Consider the following 16,651-nt stretch of genomic DNA (forward strand, 5'->3'; position numbering starts at 1 on the left):
CCGGTATCAGACGAGATTCGGTCATGCTTCCAGCATCGGTTGCTGATCGCAGCGTGGCATCGGTGAGGTTGTGGAAACGATGCGACAAAGTTTGGTGCCGGCTCGCCGCGTGGTCGGTGCCGCGGGGCGGGGCGTACCGATGGTCGGCTTCCCCCGGGTGCCCGGCGTCGCCCCGGTAGCGGTGGCCCGGGTCCAGGAGCGCATGCCGGCCATCGCCGCGATCCCCGCCGACGCGCACACCCACGATTTCGTCGCACTCTGCTACGCCGAGCGGGCCGACGCGACGGTGTGCATCGACGATCGGACCTGGCCGCTGACCGACGGGGACCTACTCGTCGTCGCCCCGGGCCAGGTCGTCTCGTTCGGCGAGCGGCCCGAGCAGCTCGCCATCGACGGCTGGGTGGTGTGGTTCCCCGCCGACGCGGTCCGCCCCGGGACCACCGGGGCGTACGCCTCCTGGCGGACCCACCCGCTGCTCTTCCCGTTTGCCCGGGGCACCGACCGGGCGCAGCGGCTCAACGTCCCACCACCGGACCGGGCCGCCTGGTCCGGGCGCTTCGCCGCGCTCGACGACGAGCTGCGGGCTCGACGCGACGGCCATCAGGACGCCGCGCTCGCCCACCTGACCCTGCTGCTGGTGGCCGCGGCCCGGCTGTCGACCAGCGTCGCCGACCAGCTGCGTGCCTCGGACGAGCCGCTGCTCGCGGCCGTATTCGACTTCATCGAGCAGCGCTACCACGAGCCGATCTCGCTGGCCGACGTCGCCGCCGCCCTCTCACTCACCGCCGGCCACCTCACCACCGTGGTACGCCGCCGGACCGGCCGTACCGTCCAGCAGTGGATCGCCCAGCGGCGCATACAGCAGGCCCGCGTGCTGCTCACCGAGACCTCGCTGACCGTGGCGACGATCAGCCACCGGGTCGGATACCCGGACGTCAGCTACTTCATCAAGCGGTTCCGGGCCGAACACTCCGTCACCCCGGCGCAGTGGCGGGCCGCCGGATCCCGACGGCAGGGCCCGCCACCCGGTCAGACTGACTTCTCCGCTACGGCAACTGCTTCAACTCGTCGACAACGGCCCGCCGCACCACCGCCTGGCTGAACGTCACCGTGCCGGCCGGGATGATGCTGTCCGGCACCGCCGTGGTGTACACCGACCGCGAACCGAGGAAGGTGTAGTCCTCCCGGTCGAAGATCCATTCGTTGCGTACGCCGGTGCCTTCCTCGACCCGAGCCACCGCGATGCCGCTGCGGCCGATCGCGTCGGTCGCGTCGTCGACCAGCAGTACGCCCGGGATCCTCGCCGCCGCCCGGTAGAGGGCGGCGCTCAGCTCGGCCGGCGGGTACTGCTCGCCGATCAGGTCACCGATGGTGGTGAACGCCTGGTGGTCCGGGTGGTTGCCCTGCCCCCGGGTCTCGGCGTAGATCCACTCCAGCAGCGCCGCCGGATCGGTCGGCAACGTGGCCAGCCGGTCGTACGCGCCGAAGTGCTGTACGTCGCTGTCGAGGGTGATGCCGGCCGGCTCGTTCAGCTCGTCGATCAGCCAGCCACGGTGGCCGTCCGGCGACAGCCACACCTGACGCAGGTGCAGCCCTTGGCGTACCAGTCGGGTTTCGCCGCTGTCCGCGTTGTGCGCTTCGTACGTGTTGGCGATCTGGCTCTCGACGTAGATGAACTGGTCCGGCCGAACCGGACCGGTGTCCCGGGTGGCGGCGACCAGCGCGATCTCGTCGAGCAGCGCGGTCGCGCCCTCGGCGGTGCCGGCGGCGGGGTCGGCGAACTGGGCCGGGCCTTCCGCCATCTGATCGGGGCCGGCGGTGGTGCCGACCGGGCCGGCCGGATCGCCGGCCCGACCGCCGCCGGGGTTCAACGCCAGGCCGACGACGATCAGGCCGGCCAGTGCGGTCGCGACGGTCGGCACCGCGACGGACAACCGGGGCAGCCGCCACCGGCGGTCCGGCCCGGCCGCAGCACCCGGTGTCGGGATGCCTCGGCGCTCCTGCTCGATCATGGTCATCAGTCGCTCCCGGTGGAAGAGGTGACGTCCGGCCGGCAGGTCCCGGGCTGCCGGCGGCCCAAGCGACGCGTCGGGCTGCCGGCCGGTCTCCCCGGGGCGGGTTCCGTTGGTCCTCATCGGATTCCCTCCGTGACGGTCCGTGCCGCAGGATTGCGGTCACCTCTTACCTGTCCGGGCAGCGGCGCGGGTTCCACCTTCCCGTTGCCCAGCTGAGGTGGTACGCCGAGCAGGTCGCGGAGTTTGCGGCGGGCACGCGACAGCCGGGACCGGACGGTGCCGACCGGTACGCCGAGCGCCGCCGCCGCGGTGGCGTAGTCCACCCCCTCCCACAGGCAGAGGGTGACCACCTCGCGTTCCGGGCGGCGCAGCGATGCGAGCGCGGTCAGCACATGGCCGAGCCGACGGTCGTCGTCGAGGCGGCGGCCGACGTCGTCGGCGTGGTCGGCGACGCTGCCGCCACCGGCGGCTTCCGCAGCGGCGAACGTGGCAACCGCCGCCCGGTAGCGCCGGTTGCCCCGCTGGGCGTTGCGGGCCACGTTGGTGGCGATGCCGAGCAGCCAGGCCCGCAGCGAGCCGCCGTCGGCGTCGATGCGCCCCCGCAGCCGCCAGGCCTGCAGGAACGTCGTCGACATCACGTCCTCGGCGCTCGACCAGTCGGCCGTCAACCGGAACGCGTGGTTGTACACCGTCTTCGCGTACCGGTCGAACAGCTCGCCGAAGGCGGCGGGGTCACCGGCCCGCGCCCGGGCGCGTAGGTCCGTCGTCATGTCCTGTGTCTGTCCGCCACCACCACCCGGGTTCCCGCTCGGCGGGTCACCGCAGCGGCAGCTTCATGCCTTCGTGGCTCGCGACGAAGCCGAGCCGCCGGTAGAAGCGGTGCGCGTCGGTCCGTGCCTTGTCGGTGGTGAGTTGGACCAACCCGCAGCCCCGCTCCCGCGCCCGCTCGATCACCCACCTCATCAGACTCCCGCCGAGACCCTCGCCACGACGGTCGGAGCGGACCCGGACGGCTTCGACGAGGGCCCGTTCTGCCCCGTGCCGGCCCAACCCGGGGATGTAGGTGACCTGCAGGCACGCGACGACGGATCCGTCGTCTTCGTCGGCCGCGACGATCAGGTGGTTGCGCGGGTCGGCGTCGATCTCGGCGAACGCCCGTTCGTACGCGTCGTCGACGGCGGCGAGGTCCCGCGCCTTGCCCAGCACATCGTCGGCGAGCAGCGCCACGATCGCCGGCAGGTCGGCACGTACGGCTTCCCGGAAAATCACCTGGTGAACCTAGCGTCTCGCCGCTGGCCGGCACAGCGTCGAGCGGTACGCCAGCCACCGCACCCGTACGCCGATGTGGCTTGTCGATCAGCCGTGGCCGGGAGCGAACCGGCGAGTTCCCGGCCGGTGTGCCAGGATCGCGTCGTGGCAGTCATCGAGGTCGTCGTCGGCGACATCACCCGTGCGGACGTCGACGCCATCGTCACCGCCGCTAACGAGTCACTGCTCGGCGGCGGCGGTGTCGACGGGGCCGTCCACCGTGCGGCCGGCCCCCGCCTGGCACGGGCCGGCGGCGCGATCGCCCCGTGCGAGCCGGGCGATGCCAAGGCGACTCCCGCCTTCGACCTCGACCCGCCGGTACGGCACGTCATCCACACCGTCGGGCCGATCTGGGAAGGCGGCGGCCACGGCGAAGCTGAGATCCTGGCCTCCTGCTACCGGCGCAGCCTGCAGGTCGCCGACGAACTCGGCGCCCGGACTGTCGCCTTCCCCGCGATCGCCACCGGCGTCTACGGCTTCCCCGCTGACCGGGCCGCCCGGATCGCCGTTCAGACCGTCACCGCCACCCCGACAGCCGTGGAACGGATCCGACTCGTCGCGTTCGACGAGGACACCGCAGCTCATCTCCAGTCGGCGCTGGCCGCCGCCGGCTGACCGGATCGGAACCGAGGGCTGACCGGCTACAGCCGATGGTTCTCCGTTCAGCCGACGGCTCCAGGGTGCGGTGGATACGCGGACCAACACCAACAGGGAGAACATGTGCGAGTTTCCGGTTCTGATGCACACCCCAGCCGATGTGGACTGGCTCGTGTTGGGTTGACGGCGACGGCGACCGCAAGCTCGCATTCCAACACGTGCTCGGATTGATAGGGCCTACCTGGCCGTCGCCCGAGGTCCCCAGCAGCTGCACCTGAATCTGCGGGTCCCGACCGTCGACGAGCTGGAGCGGCACCGCCGGGCACCTGTTCTGCATCCTCGTCGGTCACCGGTGACCAAGCGCCGCGCGAACCTCGGCGAGCAGCTCGACCTGGGTCCGCCAGTCCGGGCCGGACAGGCCGATGACGAGGTGTTCCGCGCCCTCGGCGGCGTACCGCGCGATGCGTTCGGCGGCCTCGTCCGGCCCGCCGGTGACGGGCAGTTCCGCCGCGACGCCGGCGGTGTGCCGGTAGACCTTGGCGAGCCCTGCCGCCAGATCCGTACGTGACGGAGTGTCGCTGGCGTGTCCCAGCGCGCCGGTGGCACCGATCGTGATCGTCGGTGACGGCCGCCCGGCGGCGGTGGCCGCCGCGCGGAGCCGGGTCCGGCCCGCCGCCAAGGCCTCGGGAGTGATCAGCGACGGAAACCAACCGTCGCCGAGGCGGGCCGCGCGGTCGATCGCCACCGTCGAGGCGTTACCCACCCACAACCGTGGGATCCGCACTGCCGGTGAGAGGGCGACCGTGGAGCCGTTCGGCAGGGTCATCGGCTCGCCGGCGAGCAGTCCGGGCAGTGACCGCAGCGCGGTGTCGGTACGCGGACCGCGCTCGCTGAACGCCACGCCGGCCGCCGCCCACTGCGCGGCCCCACCACCGGAGCCGATCCCGAGCAGCAGCCGGCCGCCGGACACCAGTTGCAGGCTGGCCACTTGCTTCGCGGCCCAGATCAGCGGGCGGATCGCCGGGATGAAGACGCTCGCGCCGATCCGGATGCGGGTGGTGGCGGTCGCGGCGACGGCCAGGGCGATCGCACAGTCCATTGTGGGGGTCTCGATCGCGAGATGGTCGCCGTGCCAGATGCTGTCCAGCCCGGCGTCCTCGGCGTGCCGGGCGGCAGCCGCGAGGTCGAGGTTGTCCCGCCGCTGTACCGGCAGGGAGGGCAGGATCATGCCGATCTTCACGCGACCAGCACCACCTTGCCACGGCCGTGGCCGGTCTCCACCTCGCGGTGGGCGTCGGCGGCCTCGGCCATCGGATAGGTGCGGCGGATCAGGAAACGCAGGTCACCTGCGGCGTGGCGGGCGGCGAGCGCGGCCAGGCGGTCGGCCGATCGCAGGTTCTCGGTGGTCCGGATGCCGAGCTCGGCGGCTCGGTCGTGCTCGACCAGCGTGAGAATCCGGGACCGGTCGGCGCACAGGTCGAGCGACAGGTCCAGTGCCGCGCCGCCGGCACCGTCGAGCACCGCGTCGGCCCCGTCGGGCAGCAGCGTACGGAGCTGTTCGGCCAGCCCTTGACGGTAGTCGACCGGTACGGCGCCGAGGGAACGGAGATAGTCGTGGTTGGCGGTGCTGGCCGTGCCCACCACGCGGGCACCCGCGTCAACGGCGAGCTGCACCGCGACCGCGCCGACGGCACCGGCCGCGCCGTGCACGATCAGGGTCTCACCGGTCACGGGACGGATCAGCTCGAGGGCGATGTGCGCGGTCTGGGCCGCACCGCTGAAACCGCCGGCGACCTCCCATGCCATCCCGGCCGGTTTGGCGGTCACCTGGTCGGCGGGTACGACGACGAACTCGGCCGCCGCGTTCATAAACCCGAAGCCCAACACCTCATCGCCGACGGTGACCCCGGCTACACCGGCGCCGATCTGATCGACCACCCCGGCGAACTCGTTGCCCGGCACAGCGGGCAGGGTCGACATCAGCCAGACGGGGGTGAACCCGGCCCGTACCGCGCAGTCGATGGGTTGCACGCCGGCCGCCCGCACCCGGACCCGGACCTCGTCGGGCCCCGCAGCCGGGGTGTCGACCTGCCCCCATTCCAGCACCTCCGGCCCGCCGTGCCGCCGGAAAACCGCAGCCTGCATTCGTCCGCCTCCCTGATCCTGGTCGCCGGAGACAGTCTCGAACTTCAACTCGACGTGAAGTCAAGGCTCACCGATGGCGCCATCGGCCGTCCTCGTGACATCGGGTGAAGCGGGTACCCGACAAGCAGCGCGCCACATCGACCGCGAGGGCTCGTCTGAGCGGCACTGGTGCCGTGTCGGCGATGTGCGACTGGCCGTCGGGCGCAGCACTGCCGGCGGGTCTATGCCAGGTCGGAGCCGGGGACGTGCACGTAGAGGTCGTGCACCTGCGGCTGGGCGTCGGCGCGGTAGCCGAGGTCGAGCTTCATGCCGCCGACCGGCCGGCCCTGGTCGCGTAGCCACTGTTCGATCGCGCCGAAGGTCTCCCCGATATCGGCCACCGGCCCAGTGTGCCGGCAGTACGCCCAGTCGCCCGCCGGAACATGGGCGGCCGTCCACTGACCGGGGATCGGCGTCTGCGGTGGCACCGCCACCCCGATGACCTCGTGGTACCGCCCCTCTCCGAGGTGGTAGCTCGCCTCGGCGAAGGTGCCGTCGGCGGACGGCGGCAGGGCCGCGCACCGGTCGAACAGTTGCCGCCACGCGGCGGGGACCAGCGTGCTCAGGTCCTGGAACGGCGCGACGACCGGCAGACCGATCACGACGACCGGCTCCCGGCTGACGATCTGCATGATGTCTCCCTCACTAACCCCGGTTTCGGATCATGATGCCGGACCGGCTCTATAGTGGGGCGATGGCGTCGGTCAGGCAGTTCCAGGTCACCTTCGACTGCGCACAACCTGAGCGCGTCGCCCGCTTCTGGTGCGAGGCGCTGGGGTACGTCGTACCGCCGCCCCCGAAGGGGTTCGCCAGTTGGGACGACTTCGACCGCGCACTGCCGCCCGAGCGTCAGGGTTCGGCGTTCGCCTGCGTCGATCCCGCCGGGGTGGGTCCACGGCTGTTCTTCCAGCGTGTGCCCGAAGGCAAGACCGTCAAGAACCGACTGCATCTCGACGTACGGGTCGGCACTGGTCTCGTCGGTGACGAGCGGGTGGCCGCGCTCGAGGCCGAATGCGCACGACTGGTCGCGCTCGGCGCGGTACGCGTACGGCTGCTGCGCGCCGACGGTGTCAGCGAGTCGTGCCTCGTCATGCAGGACGTCGAGGGCAACGAGTTCTGCCTCGACTGAGCAGTAGAAGACAGGTGACCGCTGCCGTCGCTGGCCGTACGGCGGTCAAATCGATGGCGTCGTGAAGACCTCGGCGGCACACTGGCGGCCATGCTGGCACAGGTACGAGACGTCGCCGATCTGGTGGCCGCCGGCCACCCGGTGAAGTTCCTGTTCTTCTGGGGCCATCAGCCGGAGGCGGACGGCAGCGTCGGCGCGGGTTGCCTCAGCCAGTGGTCGCCGATCGGATCCTCGTCGCACCCCACCCTCGCGCCGCCAAGGTGCTCGGCGGCCGGGTCGCCGGATTCGACCAGCGGACGTGGAACGCCCATCGCGTCCCGATCGTGGTCGCCGGGAACCTGGCCAAGTTCAGCCAGCACCCCGACCTGCGCGGGTACCTGCTCGCCACCGGGCAACGCGTGCTGGTCGAGGCCAGCCCGATGGACCGGATCTGGGGCATCGGCCGGACCCGCGATGACCCAGCCGCCACCGACCCCGCCCGGTGGCGCGGCCTCAACCTGCTCGGCTTCGCCCTGATGCAGGTCCGGGACGCGCTACGGGAGCAGATCGGCGGTAGCCACGGCCGGGTCGACGGGTTCACCGCCGGGTCGGGCTGATTCCCTCCAGGGCGAGACGCATCAGCCGTTGCGCCTCGGTCGCGCTGGCCGACTCCGTGGCCAGCGCGATCGCGTTGACGAGGGTCACCAGGTCGGCCATGGCGACGTCCGGCCGTACCGCGCCCTCGTCGACGGCGCGGCGGCGCAGCGGTTCGCCGGCCGCCACGAGCATCGCGCAGCAGGACTCGTCCTCCGGTGGTTCCTGCAGCAGCGAGGCGACCAGGCCACGGGTGGTCGCGTTGTACGCCGCCAGCTCGCACAGCCAGGTCGTCAGCGCCTGGCCGGCGTCCGGCCCGGCCGCCAACTGTGCGGCGCGGTCGCACAGCGCTTCGACTCGGTCATGGAAGACCGCCTCCAGCAACGCCCATCGGGACGGGAAATGCCGGTGCAGGGTCGCCGAACCCACGCCAGCGGCGCGGGCGATCTCCTCCAGGGAGGCGTACGCGCCGTCGCGGGCGACCGCCTCGCTGGCCGCCGCGACGATCAGGGCGCGGTTGCGTTGTGCGTCAGCTCTCATCGTCTGCCATTTGGAGAAGTGGGGTGTCCCCCCATATCGTAGCCGACAGGAAACGGGGCACCACCCCACTTATCCAGGAGGAAGCATGACCGCCCTTGTCATCGGCGCGACCGGCAAGCAGGGCGGGGCCACCGCCCGGGCCCTGCTCGACCGAGGTGTCGCGGTGCGCGCCCTGGTCCGCGACACCAGTTCCGACGCCGCGCGGGCCCTGCGGGACCGGGGAGCCGAGCTGGTACGGGGCGACCTGGACGACCCCGCCTCGCTACTCACCGCCGCCACCGGAGCCGACGGTGTCTTCTCCATCCCGTACCCCGACGTCACGAATCTGCAGGGCGACGCCGAGCTCCGCCGGGGCCGCAACGTCGTCGAAGCCGCCCGCAAGGCGGGCGTGGCACAGTTCGTCCACAGCAGCGTCGCCGGCGCCGGCGACTTCCACCGCAACCAGCCCGGCTGGACCGAGGGACGCTGGGAACGGCACTACTGGGAGAGCAAGGCGGCCGTCGACGAACTCGTGCGCACCGGCGGCTTCGCCCGTTGGACCATCCTCAAGCCCGCGACCTTCATGGAGAACCTGATCGGCTGGTCCTACCTGTTCGGTGACTGGTCCAGCGGCACCATCGTCACCGCCTTCGCCAAGGACACCCGCATCGCCTGGGTCGCGGTCGACGACATCGGCCACGCCGCGGCCACCGCCTTCACCACGCCGGACACCCTCGACGGTCTGGACGTGGAACTCGCCAGCGACCTACGTACGATGACCGAGGTCGCCGCGATCCTCAGTGAGGTCACCGGTCGGACCATCACCGCTCCGGTCCTCAGCCCGCAGGAAGCGGTGGAACGCGGCGTGCCGCCGTTCGCGGTCAACGCCGCCGAGCAGATCAACGAGAACGGCTCCCCCGCCCGCCCGGAGATCGCCCAGGCGCTCGGCCTGCCCACCACCGACCTGCACACCTGGGCCCGGCGGACCTTCTCCTGACCCGCACCGCTGGGCGGACCGGCGGCCGGCCGACCGGTCCGCCCAGTGCTGTCGACGGCGTCATCACTCTCGTCCGGGACGGGCTGCGCCGCCGGTCACCGTCGGGCGGAGCTCAGTCGCCTCACGGCTAGCGGAGCAGGCCGCGCCGGTAACCTTCGGCGACAGCAGCAGCCCGGTCCCGTACGCCGAGTTTGTCGTAGATGTGCTGCAGGTGGGTCTTGATGCTCGCCTCGCTGATGAACAGCAGTCTCGCCGCCTCCCGGTTGGCGGCACCGTCGGCGACCAGTTGGAGCACTTCCCGCTCCCGGCTGCTCAGCGCCAACCCGGTCGGCCGGCGTACCCGGCCCATGAGCCGGCCCGCCGCGGACGGCGCGAGGACCGACTCGCCACGGTGAGCGGCCCGGACGGCCCGGATCAGGTCCTCGGGCGGAGTGTCCTTGAGCAGGTAGCCGGTGGCACCCGCCTCGACCGCAGGCAGCACGTCGGTCTCGCTGTCGAACGTGGTGAGCACCAGAACGCGTACCGAGGGCGCGGCTCCGGCGAGGGCGGCGATCGCCTCGACGCCGGACATCTGCGGCATCCGCAGGTCCATCAGCACCACGTCGACCCGCAGCCGTACGGCCTCGGTGACTGCCTCCCTGCCGTCGGCGGCCTCGCCGACCACCTCGATGTCGGGCAGATCCGCGAAGGCCCCCCGGAGTCCGTTGCGGACGATCGGGTGGTCGTCGGCGATCAGGATGCGGATCACGCCGCCCCCGTGGGGATCGCCGGCACCCGTACGCTGATCGCCGTACCCTCACCCGGAGCGCTCTCGATCTCCATCACGCCTCCCACGCCACGGACCCGCTGCATCATGCTCCGCAGGCCGAACCCCTGGTCCGCGCCACCGTTCATGCCCTGCCCGTCGTCGCGGACGTCGAGCAGGACCACGTCGGTCAGGTAGGAGAGGGTAACCCCCACCCGGGACGCGTCGGCGTGTCGCAGCACGTTGTGCAGCGTCTCCTGGGCGACCCGCAACAGCGTGACGTCGATCGCCGGGCTCAGCGCGACCTGCTCGCCGGTGACGTCGAACCGCACGGCCAGGCCGGTGTCGTCCGCCCAGCACCCGACCAGCTCACCCAGCGCCGCCGGCAGGTGGGCGGCCTCCAGCTGCCGCGGCTGCAACGCCTGCACCGATCGCCGGGCCTCGTCCAGCCCGTCCCGGGCCAGGGCCAACGCCCGGTCCACATGCTCACGCGCCCGGGTCGGCGAGTGCCAGACCCGTTGCGCCGCCTGCACCTGGGTGATGATGCCGGTCAGCCCCTGCGCCAACGAGTCGTGGATCTCCCCCGCCATCCGCTGCCGCTCGTCGCGCACGCCGGCCGCGCGGGCCTGGGCGAGCAGTTGGGCGTGCAGTTCGGCGTTCTCCTCCAGCGCCGCCTCCAGCCGGGCGACCAGTTGCCGGCGCTGCTCGTGCTGGGCGGTGGTCCGCTCGGCCAGCACGATGCCGGCGCTGATCGCCACGGTCTGCACGACGATCACCCCCAGGTACGTGCCGAGCGACGGCACCGTCATGGCCGGCACACCGGACGCCATGGTGTTGATGACGATCGAGGTGCCGAACACGCCGGCCGCCCCCAGCGGCCACGGTCGCAGGTGGTACGCGTGGAAGAACCCGGTGATGGCGAAGAGGAGGAAGATCACGTCCCGGGTCATCAGCGCGACGCAGAGCGTGAGCAGTCCGGCGAAGTAGCTCAGCATCGGCAGGGTCCGCCTGCGGCGGTCCGGCGGCACCCGGGTGTGTCCCAGGTACACCCATCCGGCCGTCGCCCCGACCAGGCCCAGGGTGATCGCGTGGTCGCGCCAGGTCCGGCCGGGCTGGGTCAGGGCGATCACCGTCGAGGCGGGCAGCAGCAGCCAGGGCGTCCAGACGAGCAACGTGTCGTACCAGCGGTCCCCGTCGGGCCCGGCGTCACCGCTCATCGGCGCTCACACCTTCGGCTCGTTGCCCCAGAAAACCTTCGGCTCACTCCCAGCGGAACGACTTCGCCGCCGCCCCGCCGGCCGCGACCGCGATTAGCGCCATTGTCTTCAGTTGCAGCAGGTACGCGGAGCCTGCCGGCCCGGCGGCCGCCACCGTGTCACCGGACCAGGCGGACAGCAGCGTCTGCGCCCCGGGCGGGGTGTATTCGCCGAGGCGCATCAGAAAGCCCGGCAGCAGGAAACGCGGCAGGAAGACACCGCCAGCGAACATGGTCAGCAGGTACCCGACCATCGCCAGCCCGGTGGCGGCCCGGGCGGTGGGTGCGACTGCGGCGATCAGCATGCCGATCGCCAGGAGCGCGCCGAAGCCGAGCAGGAACGCGACGGCGAACCTGACCGGGTGTCGCGGCAGCGGCACGTCGAGGACCAACCAGGCCGAGACGATCAGCAGTACGGCCGCCACGACCGCCGCCGCCAGGGCGACGACGAGCTGCGCCACCAGAACCGTACCGGGGTGGACCGGGGTGGTCGACATCCGCCGCAGGATGCCCCGCTCCCGGTAGCCGGCGACCACCCCCGGGAGGTGCTGCAGTCCGACGATGCCGAGGCCGAGCACGAGTGCGCTCGGTGCCCAGAGCTCGATGAACCGTGCCCCGCCGAACTCCGGCGACGGCTCCCGCAGCGCCGGTGCGGCACCGAGCCCGAGCAGGATCGCGGTCGGGAACAGCACTCCGAAGACGACGGCCATCGGCTCCCGCAGGAACAGCTTCGCCTCGGCGACGGTCAGTTTGAACAGAGCGGACATCAGGTGGACTTCTTCCGGGTGAGGGCGACGAAGGCGTCGTCCAGGCTGGTCTGCTCGACCCGCAGGTCCCCGGCGGTGATCTGCTGCTCGGCCAGGACCGAGGTGACCGCCTGCAGCAGGTTCCCGGTGCCGGCCACCACCACCTGCGGCCCGTGGCGGTGGACGCTGGTCACCTCGGGCAGGTCGGTCAGCAGCCGCTCGTCCAGCGCCGCCGACGGGCGGAACCGTACCCGCTGCTCGGCCGCCACGGACGCGACCAGGCCGGCGGGGGTGTCGAGCGCGACGACGCGCCCGGCGTCGATCAGCGCAAGCCGGTCGCAGAGCCGTTCCGCCTCGTCCATGAAGTGGGTGACGAGGACGATCGTCACGCCGGTGTCGCGTACCTGCTCGATCAGGTCCCAGGTGTCCCGCCGAGCCTGCGGGTCGAGCCCGGTGGTCAGCTCGTCGAGCACCGCGACGGTGGGTCGACCGGCCAGGGCGAGCGCGACCGACAGTCGCTGCCGCTGCCCGCCGGAGAGCTTCCGGTACGGAATGTCACGCTTGCCGGCGAGCCCGAGCATGTCCAGCAGCCGCCGCCCGTCGGCCGGCTCGCGGTAGAACGACCGGTACAGATTCATCGCCTCGGCCACCGTCTGCTTGTCCGGCAGCCGGTGCTCCTGCAACTGCACCCCGACCTTTTCCCGTAACTCACGCCGGTCGCGTCGCGGATTGAGGCCGAGCACCGTGACCTGGCCATGATCGGGGGTACGCAGACCGCTCACGCATTCGACGGTGGTCGTCTTGCCGGCACCGTTCGGGCCAAGGATGCCGAAGATCTCGCCCGCCTCGACGGTGAACGACACGTCGTCGACGGCGACCGTGTCCCCGTACCGCTTGTGGAGTCTCGCCACCTCGATGATGCCCATGGGGACCAGCGTGGCCGCCGCAGGGGATTGCCGGGTCGCCCGACCGGCGGCGAGGTCGGTCGATCCGTGTATCCACCGATCGGTTGACGCCCGCCGTGGCCTCCCTGGTATTCGAGGTCAGGCGAGGGTGTCGAGGTCCCGCAGAGCGAAGCGGAGGTGCTCCCACTCCTCCTTCAGGATCACGTGCAGGCAGTGCAGTACGGACACGGTGTGCTCGGGCGACCAGGCGCTCGGACGTGGCTCGGCGAGCACCTCCGCCGTCACGCTCGCGAGGAAGTCCCGGACCATGGCCTGCCGCTCGGCACGCACCTGGAGTACCGCCGCGAACGTCGGCTTCTCCGTCACGAAGATCGACATGTCGAAGCCGTCCGTCTCGTACTCGGCGTGCGGCTGGCCCAGTGGATGGAAGGGTCGCGGCAGACGCAGGACCGCCTTGCCGAGCCAGGCGTCGGTAGCGAACACGAGATGGCGCAGCGTCTGCGCGAACGACCACTCGCCGTCGACCGACACGTCGACGGCACCCTCGGGCAGTGCTGGGATCCGATCGACCACGGCCGCCCACGCCTGTTCGAGCGCCGCCCACGCCGTACGCAGGCCAGCGGGATCGTCGGCCCGCTTCAGCTCCCGTCCGGGGAACCGCCGGTCGAGTTCCGCCTCGACGAGTGGCGCGATGTCGACCCCGTTGACCAGCAGGGCACCGTCGGCCAGCCACGGCGCGTCGATGTCCAACCCGCGTACGTCGACGCCACGCATCACCGCGCCGGCCAGCGTCGACCTGTCGAACCGCGCACCTCGCAGGTCCCGGTCGACGAACCGGGTGACGTCCTCCCGAGCCATGGTGTCCACTCCCTTCCGCGATCCGGCGATGCTAGCGCTGCGGTACGACGACGGGGGCGTTCCGGCGTCAGGTCCGTCCAGCGGCGACCTCGGCGTCACTGCGCAGGATGCAGAACTCGTTACCCTCCGGATCGGCGAGCACGACCCATCCCGTACCGTCCGCGTTGCGTCGGTCGTCGACGGTGGTCGCGCCCATCTCGTGCAGTCGGGCCAGTTCGGCGTCGCGGGGGCCTTCGACCGGGCGCAGATCGAAGTGAATCCGGTTTTTGACCCGCTTCGCGTCCGGCACCTCGATGAACAGCAGTCGATGCGCACGGTCACGAGAGAAGATGATGCATTCCTCGTCGCCCGGCTCGTTGGGATCATCAGGGTCCTCGACGTAGTCGAGCACGGCCTGCCACCAGCGGGACAGGGCGTACGCGTCGGCGCAGTCGACGGTGGTGTGCGAGATGTACGAGGTCACCCGGGCATCGTGGCAGGAGCCGCCGGGCAGGTCGAACGGTTTCGACCCGAGCGACCCCGGTGACGTCCCGATCGCGGCCGAGCCGCTGGCCGGCGGGAGTGCCGCGCTGAAGCGGGCCGCGACCGTGGCGACCGCCGCCCGCAGTTCGGGGCCTTGCTCCACAGTGAAGTCGAACGGGATGACGGCCAGCCACTCCTGGGCGTACATCGCGGGGTTGCGGGTGCTGCCGACCAGGACGCACCGCTCGCCGTCCGGAGTGAGGCGGCCCATCGGCGGCCGGATCCACGGGGCGACCTGTTCCTGCGGCGCGTGGAACACGACCCGGGTGGGGTACTGCCAGCCCACGCCAAGATGCGTTTCGAGGGCGGCGACCGGGTCCAGGTCGTCGGGCGGGGTGAAGCCGTGCGACAGCTGCCGTACGGCCCGGACCCGGTCGATCCGGTACGTGCGTACCGCGTCCGCGCGGTGCGAGTGGCACAGCAGGTACCAGCGGCGGTGCCGGACCACGACCGCCCACGGGTCGACCTCGGCGTCGGACTGCTCACCACTCTCACCCCGATAGGTGACGATCACGCGGCGTCGGTCGGCGACGGCGGTGACCAGGGCGTTGGTGATGGTCGGGTCCGGACGGGCCGAATGCCGGTCGGGGGTGGCCGAGGCGTACCCCCGCAGGGCCGCCGCCTGCCGGCCGACGCTGTCCGGCAAGGCCCGGATGACCTTGCTGAGTGCCGCGCCGATCGGGTCGTCGGGGTCGATCGCGGCGGGCTGCCCGTCGAGCACCGCCATGACCAGGCCGAGGGCCTGCTCCTGGGTGAAGACGACCGGTGGCAGCCGGGTGCCCCGGCCGAGCCGGTAGCCGCCGTACGGCCCACGGACCGATTCGACCTCGATGCCGGCCTCCCGCAGGATGCCGATGTAGCGTCGCGCGGCCCGCTCGGTCACGCCCAGGGCGGCGGCGAGCTGGTCGGCGGTGGTGCCGGGGCGGTCCCGCAGGATCTCCAGCGTTCGGACGGCGCGGGCGGTCGGGCTCGGTCCGGTGCGCACAGCCCAGAACATACCGGAAGTAGAACGTCCGGAATCGCCGTTAGGTTGAAGCCATGACTGAGTCCATGACCGCAGAACAGATCGTGCTCATCGGTGGCTTGTGGCTCGACGGGTCGGCGTGGAACGACGTCGCCGCCGAGTTGGAGAAGATGGACCGGCGTCCGGTGCCGGTGACCCTGCCGGGGCAGGGCGACGGGAACACCTCGGCGACGCTCGCCGACCAGCTGGCCACGGTCCTCGCCGCCGTGGACGCAGCCCCCGGCCGGTCGGTGGTGGTGGGGCATTCGGCGGCCTGCAGCCTGGCCTGGATGGCGGCCGACGCCCGGCCCGAACGGGTGGCGAAGGTCGTACTGATCGGCGGGGTCCCGGCGGTCGACGGAGACACCTACGCCGACTTCTTCGAGGTCGACGACGGTGTGGTGCCGTTCCCGGGCTGGGTGCCGTTCGAGGGTGCGGACGCGGCCGACCTGGACGAGCAGGCCCGGCGGGACTTCGCCGCGGCGGCCGTCCCGGTCCCCAAGGGCGTGGCCAAAGGCGTCGTACGGCTGACGAACGAGCGGCGGTTCGACGTACCGGTGGTGCTGGTGTGCCCGGAGTTCACGCCGGCCCAGGCGCAGGAGATGATCGCCGCCGGGCAGGTGCCCGAGCTCGCCCGGGTCACGAACCTCGACCTGGTCGACATCGACTCCGGGCACTGGCCGATGCTCACCCGACCCGCCGAGCTCGCCCGGATCCTCGCCGAGGTCTAGCGGCACAGCGGCGTTGGCGGGTAAGGGCACTATCGTGCTGGCGTGCGTATCCGTTTCGATGTCCCCGCCGATCCCGACTACCCCGGCAAGGCGGCTGCCGCGCTCAGCGGGGTGCGGCTAGCCAAGTACGGCTACATCGGCGCGATCCTGGCGGTGACCGGGGTGGCCGCTTTCGTCGCCGCGCGGGAGTACGGCTGGGGCGAGCAGTTCTCGCTGCTGTGGATGTCGCTGGTCACCGCCGGTGTGCTGTCGATGCTGTACGGGCCGTGGGTGCGCTCGCGGGCCCGACGCCGGTCCGGCGAGTACGCGGTCGACGGCGGCTACGACATCACCGACGACACCATCACTATGCGCAGCGGTACGGAGTTCGGCGACATCGCCTGGGACGGGGTCAGCCAGGTCCGCGACACCCCGGGCTTCTGGATCGTGTACGTGGGCCGGATGCCGGCGACGGTGATCCCCCGTGAGTTGATGTCCGCTGAGGACGTCGAGACGTTGCGGGACTTCATGGTCAGTCGCGGCCTGCTCCAGACCGGCTGAGGAGTCCGGAGCCGGACCGCTCGA

The 16,651-nt window shown here is 71.6% G+C and carries 19 protein-coding genes and 2 pseudogenes; 7 read left to right on the forward strand and 14 right to left on the reverse strand.

Annotated elements, in window-relative coordinates; all coding sequences use genetic code 11:
• Nucleotides 1-79: 79 nt before the first annotated feature.
• Entirely contained in the window at nt 80-1,102 is a 1,023-nt protein-coding gene (locus O7629_RS21770; protein ID WP_278171373.1) for an AraC family transcriptional regulator, read from the forward strand.
• Here the strand turns inward: O7629_RS21770 and O7629_RS21775 are convergent.
• Genes O7629_RS21775 through O7629_RS21785 form a run of 3 tightly spaced genes read right to left on the reverse strand, consistent with a single transcriptional unit; the run spans nt 1,047 to nt 3,284 of the window.
• Nucleotides 1,047-2,135, reverse strand: a complete 1,089-nt coding sequence (locus tag O7629_RS21775; protein ID WP_278171375.1) for a CU044_5270 family protein — start codon at nt 2,133-2,135, stop codon at nt 1,047-1,049. The genes O7629_RS21770 and O7629_RS21775 overlap by 56 nt on opposite strands.
• Nucleotides 2,132-2,785, reverse strand: a complete 654-nt coding sequence (locus O7629_RS21780) for an RNA polymerase sigma factor (protein ID WP_278171377.1) — start codon at nt 2,783-2,785, stop codon at nt 2,132-2,134. The genes O7629_RS21775 and O7629_RS21780 overlap by 4 nt, the downstream gene beginning before the upstream one ends.
• A gap of 46 nt (nt 2,786-2,831) precedes the next feature.
• Nucleotides 2,832-3,284, reverse strand: a complete 453-nt coding sequence (locus tag O7629_RS21785; RefSeq protein WP_278171378.1) for a GNAT family N-acetyltransferase — start codon at nt 3,282-3,284, stop codon at nt 2,832-2,834.
• A gap of 144 nt (nt 3,285-3,428) precedes the next feature.
• Here O7629_RS21785 and O7629_RS21790 point away from each other — a divergent pair, with 144 nt between their 5' ends.
• Complete coding sequence (locus tag O7629_RS21790) at nt 3,429-3,938, forward strand: O-acetyl-ADP-ribose deacetylase (protein WP_278171380.1); 510 nt, start codon at nt 3,429-3,431, stop codon at nt 3,936-3,938.
• A gap of 328 nt (nt 3,939-4,266) precedes the next feature.
• Here O7629_RS21790 and O7629_RS21795 read toward each other — a convergent pair whose 3' ends face one another.
• From O7629_RS21795 to O7629_RS21805, 3 genes are all read right to left on the reverse strand, one after another.
• The gene (locus O7629_RS21795; protein WP_278171382.1) at nt 4,267-5,160 is read right to left on the reverse strand and encodes an LLM class flavin-dependent oxidoreductase; all 894 of its coding nucleotides are present in this window, start codon (nt 5,158-5,160) and stop codon (nt 4,267-4,269) included.
• Nucleotides 5,157-6,065 carry an NADP-dependent oxidoreductase gene (locus O7629_RS21800; RefSeq protein ID WP_278171384.1) on the reverse strand — a complete coding sequence of 303 codons (909 nt, stop codon included), beginning with the start codon at nt 6,063-6,065 and terminating at the stop codon, nt 5,157-5,159. Before O7629_RS21800 ends, O7629_RS21795 begins: the two co-directional genes overlap by 4 nt.
• Before the next feature lie 221 nt (nt 6,066-6,286).
• Complete coding sequence (locus O7629_RS21805; RefSeq protein WP_278171386.1) at nt 6,287-6,736, reverse strand: GyrI-like domain-containing protein; 450 nt, start codon at nt 6,734-6,736, stop codon at nt 6,287-6,289.
• 62 nt (nt 6,737-6,798) lie between these two features.
• Between O7629_RS21805 and O7629_RS21810 the strand changes: the two genes are divergently transcribed.
• Together O7629_RS21810 and O7629_RS21815 are read left to right on the forward strand one after the other, a co-directional pair.
• Nucleotides 6,799-7,233 (forward strand): VOC family protein, encoded by a 435-nt coding sequence (locus O7629_RS21810; RefSeq protein WP_278171388.1) that lies wholly within the window; start codon nt 6,799-6,801, stop codon nt 7,231-7,233.
• A gap of 90 nt (nt 7,234-7,323) precedes the next feature.
• Nucleotides 7,324-7,829: pseudogene (locus O7629_RS21815) on the forward strand (NADAR family protein).
• Here O7629_RS21815 and O7629_RS21820 read toward each other — a convergent pair.
• A complete protein-coding gene (locus tag O7629_RS21820; protein WP_278171390.1) occupies nt 7,810-8,346 on the reverse strand; it encodes a TetR/AcrR family transcriptional regulator in 537 nt (178 codons plus the stop codon). The pseudogene O7629_RS21815 and the gene O7629_RS21820 overlap by 20 nt on opposite strands.
• Nucleotides 8,347-8,431: 85 nt before the next feature.
• Between O7629_RS21820 and O7629_RS21825 the strand changes: the two genes are divergently transcribed.
• Nucleotides 8,432-9,322 carry an NmrA/HSCARG family protein gene (locus O7629_RS21825; protein WP_278171392.1) on the forward strand — a complete coding sequence of 297 codons (891 nt, stop codon included), beginning with the start codon at nt 8,432-8,434 and terminating at the stop codon, nt 9,320-9,322.
• A 127-nt stretch (nt 9,323-9,449) separates the two neighbouring features.
• Here O7629_RS21825 and O7629_RS21830 read toward each other — a convergent pair whose 3' ends face one another.
• The 7 genes and pseudogenes from O7629_RS21830 to O7629_RS21860 form a co-directional block, all read right to left on the reverse strand.
• Entirely contained in the window at nt 9,450-10,070 is a 621-nt protein-coding gene (locus O7629_RS21830; protein WP_278171394.1) for a response regulator transcription factor, read from the reverse strand.
• Complete coding sequence (locus O7629_RS21835) at nt 10,067-11,284, reverse strand: sensor histidine kinase (protein ID WP_278171396.1); 1,218 nt, start codon at nt 11,282-11,284, stop codon at nt 10,067-10,069. The genes O7629_RS21830 and O7629_RS21835 overlap by 4 nt, the downstream gene beginning before the upstream one ends.
• Nucleotides 11,285-11,327: 43 nt before the next feature.
• Entirely contained in the window at nt 11,328-12,089 is a 762-nt protein-coding gene (locus tag O7629_RS21840; protein WP_278171398.1) for an ABC transporter permease, read from the reverse strand.
• Nucleotides 12,089-12,994: an ABC transporter ATP-binding protein gene (locus O7629_RS21845; RefSeq protein ID WP_278171400.1), complete on the reverse strand. Its 906-nt coding sequence runs from the start codon at nt 12,992-12,994 to the stop codon at nt 12,089-12,091. Before O7629_RS21845 ends, O7629_RS21840 begins: the two co-directional genes overlap by 1 nt.
• Nucleotides 12,995-13,111: 117 nt before the next feature.
• Nucleotides 13,112-13,831 carry a DinB family protein gene (locus tag O7629_RS21850; protein WP_278171401.1) on the reverse strand — a complete coding sequence of 240 codons (720 nt, stop codon included), beginning with the start codon at nt 13,829-13,831 and terminating at the stop codon, nt 13,112-13,114.
• A 67-nt stretch (nt 13,832-13,898) separates the two neighbouring features.
• Nucleotides 13,899-14,294 (reverse strand): VOC family protein, encoded by a 396-nt coding sequence (locus O7629_RS21855; RefSeq protein ID WP_278174623.1) that lies wholly within the window; start codon nt 14,292-14,294, stop codon nt 13,899-13,901.
• Between the two features lie 87 nt (nt 14,295-14,381).
• Nucleotides 14,382-15,338 (reverse strand): annotated as a pseudogene (locus O7629_RS21860) (WYL domain-containing protein); the annotation flags it as partial.
• A gap of 65 nt (nt 15,339-15,403) precedes the next feature.
• On the opposite strand from O7629_RS21860, the gene O7629_RS21865 reads away from it, so the two are divergent.
• Nucleotides 15,404-16,087: an alpha/beta hydrolase gene (locus O7629_RS21865; RefSeq protein WP_278174624.1), complete on the forward strand. Its 684-nt coding sequence runs from the start codon at nt 15,404-15,406 to the stop codon at nt 16,085-16,087.
• A 42-nt stretch (nt 16,088-16,129) separates the two neighbouring features.
• On the forward strand, nt 16,130-16,627 hold the full coding sequence (locus tag O7629_RS21870) for a YcxB family protein (RefSeq protein ID WP_278171402.1): 498 nt from the start codon (nt 16,130-16,132) through the stop codon (nt 16,625-16,627).
• The last annotated feature ends 24 nt before the right edge of the window (nt 16,628-16,651 follow it).

Source organism: Solwaraspora sp. WMMD792 (assembly GCF_029626105.1).
Lineage (GTDB): Bacteria > Actinomycetota > Actinomycetes > Mycobacteriales > Micromonosporaceae > Micromonospora_E.

Coding starts and splice junctions, on each gene's coding strand:
- O7629_RS21825 (WP_278171392.1), top strand. CDS start 8,432: ATGACCGCCCTTGTCATCGGCGCGACCGGCAAGCAGGGCGGGGCCACC.
- O7629_RS21840 (WP_278171398.1), bottom strand. CDS start 12,089: ATGTCCGCTCTGTTCAAACTGACCGTCGCCGAGGCGAAGCTGTTCCTG.
- O7629_RS21820 (WP_278171390.1), bottom strand. CDS start 8,346: ATGAGAGCTGACGCACAACGCAACCGCGCCCTGATCGTCGCGGCGGCC.
- O7629_RS21770 (WP_278171373.1), top strand. CDS start 80: ATGCGACAAAGTTTGGTGCCGGCTCGCCGCGTGGTCGGTGCCGCGGGG.
- O7629_RS21850 (WP_278171401.1), bottom strand. CDS start 13,831: ATGGCTCGGGAGGACGTCACCCGGTTCGTCGACCGGGACCTGCGAGGT.
- O7629_RS21865 (WP_278174624.1), top strand. CDS start 15,404: ATGACCGCAGAACAGATCGTGCTCATCGGTGGCTTGTGGCTCGACGGG.
- O7629_RS21835 (WP_278171396.1), bottom strand. CDS start 11,284: ATGAGCGGTGACGCCGGGCCCGACGGGGACCGCTGGTACGACACGTTG.
- O7629_RS21780 (WP_278171377.1), bottom strand. CDS start 2,785: ATGACGACGGACCTACGCGCCCGGGCGCGGGCCGGTGACCCCGCCGCC.
- O7629_RS21810 (WP_278171388.1), top strand. CDS start 6,799: ATGGCGTCGGTCAGGCAGTTCCAGGTCACCTTCGACTGCGCACAACCT.
- O7629_RS21800 (WP_278171384.1), bottom strand. CDS start 6,065: ATGCAGGCTGCGGTTTTCCGGCGGCACGGCGGGCCGGAGGTGCTGGAA.
- O7629_RS21805 (WP_278171386.1), bottom strand. CDS start 6,736: ATGCAGATCGTCAGCCGGGAGCCGGTCGTCGTGATCGGTCTGCCGGTC.
- O7629_RS21845 (WP_278171400.1), bottom strand. CDS start 12,994: ATGGGCATCATCGAGGTGGCGAGACTCCACAAGCGGTACGGGGACACG.
- O7629_RS21775 (WP_278171375.1), bottom strand. CDS start 2,135: ATGAGGACCAACGGAACCCGCCCCGGGGAGACCGGCCGGCAGCCCGAC.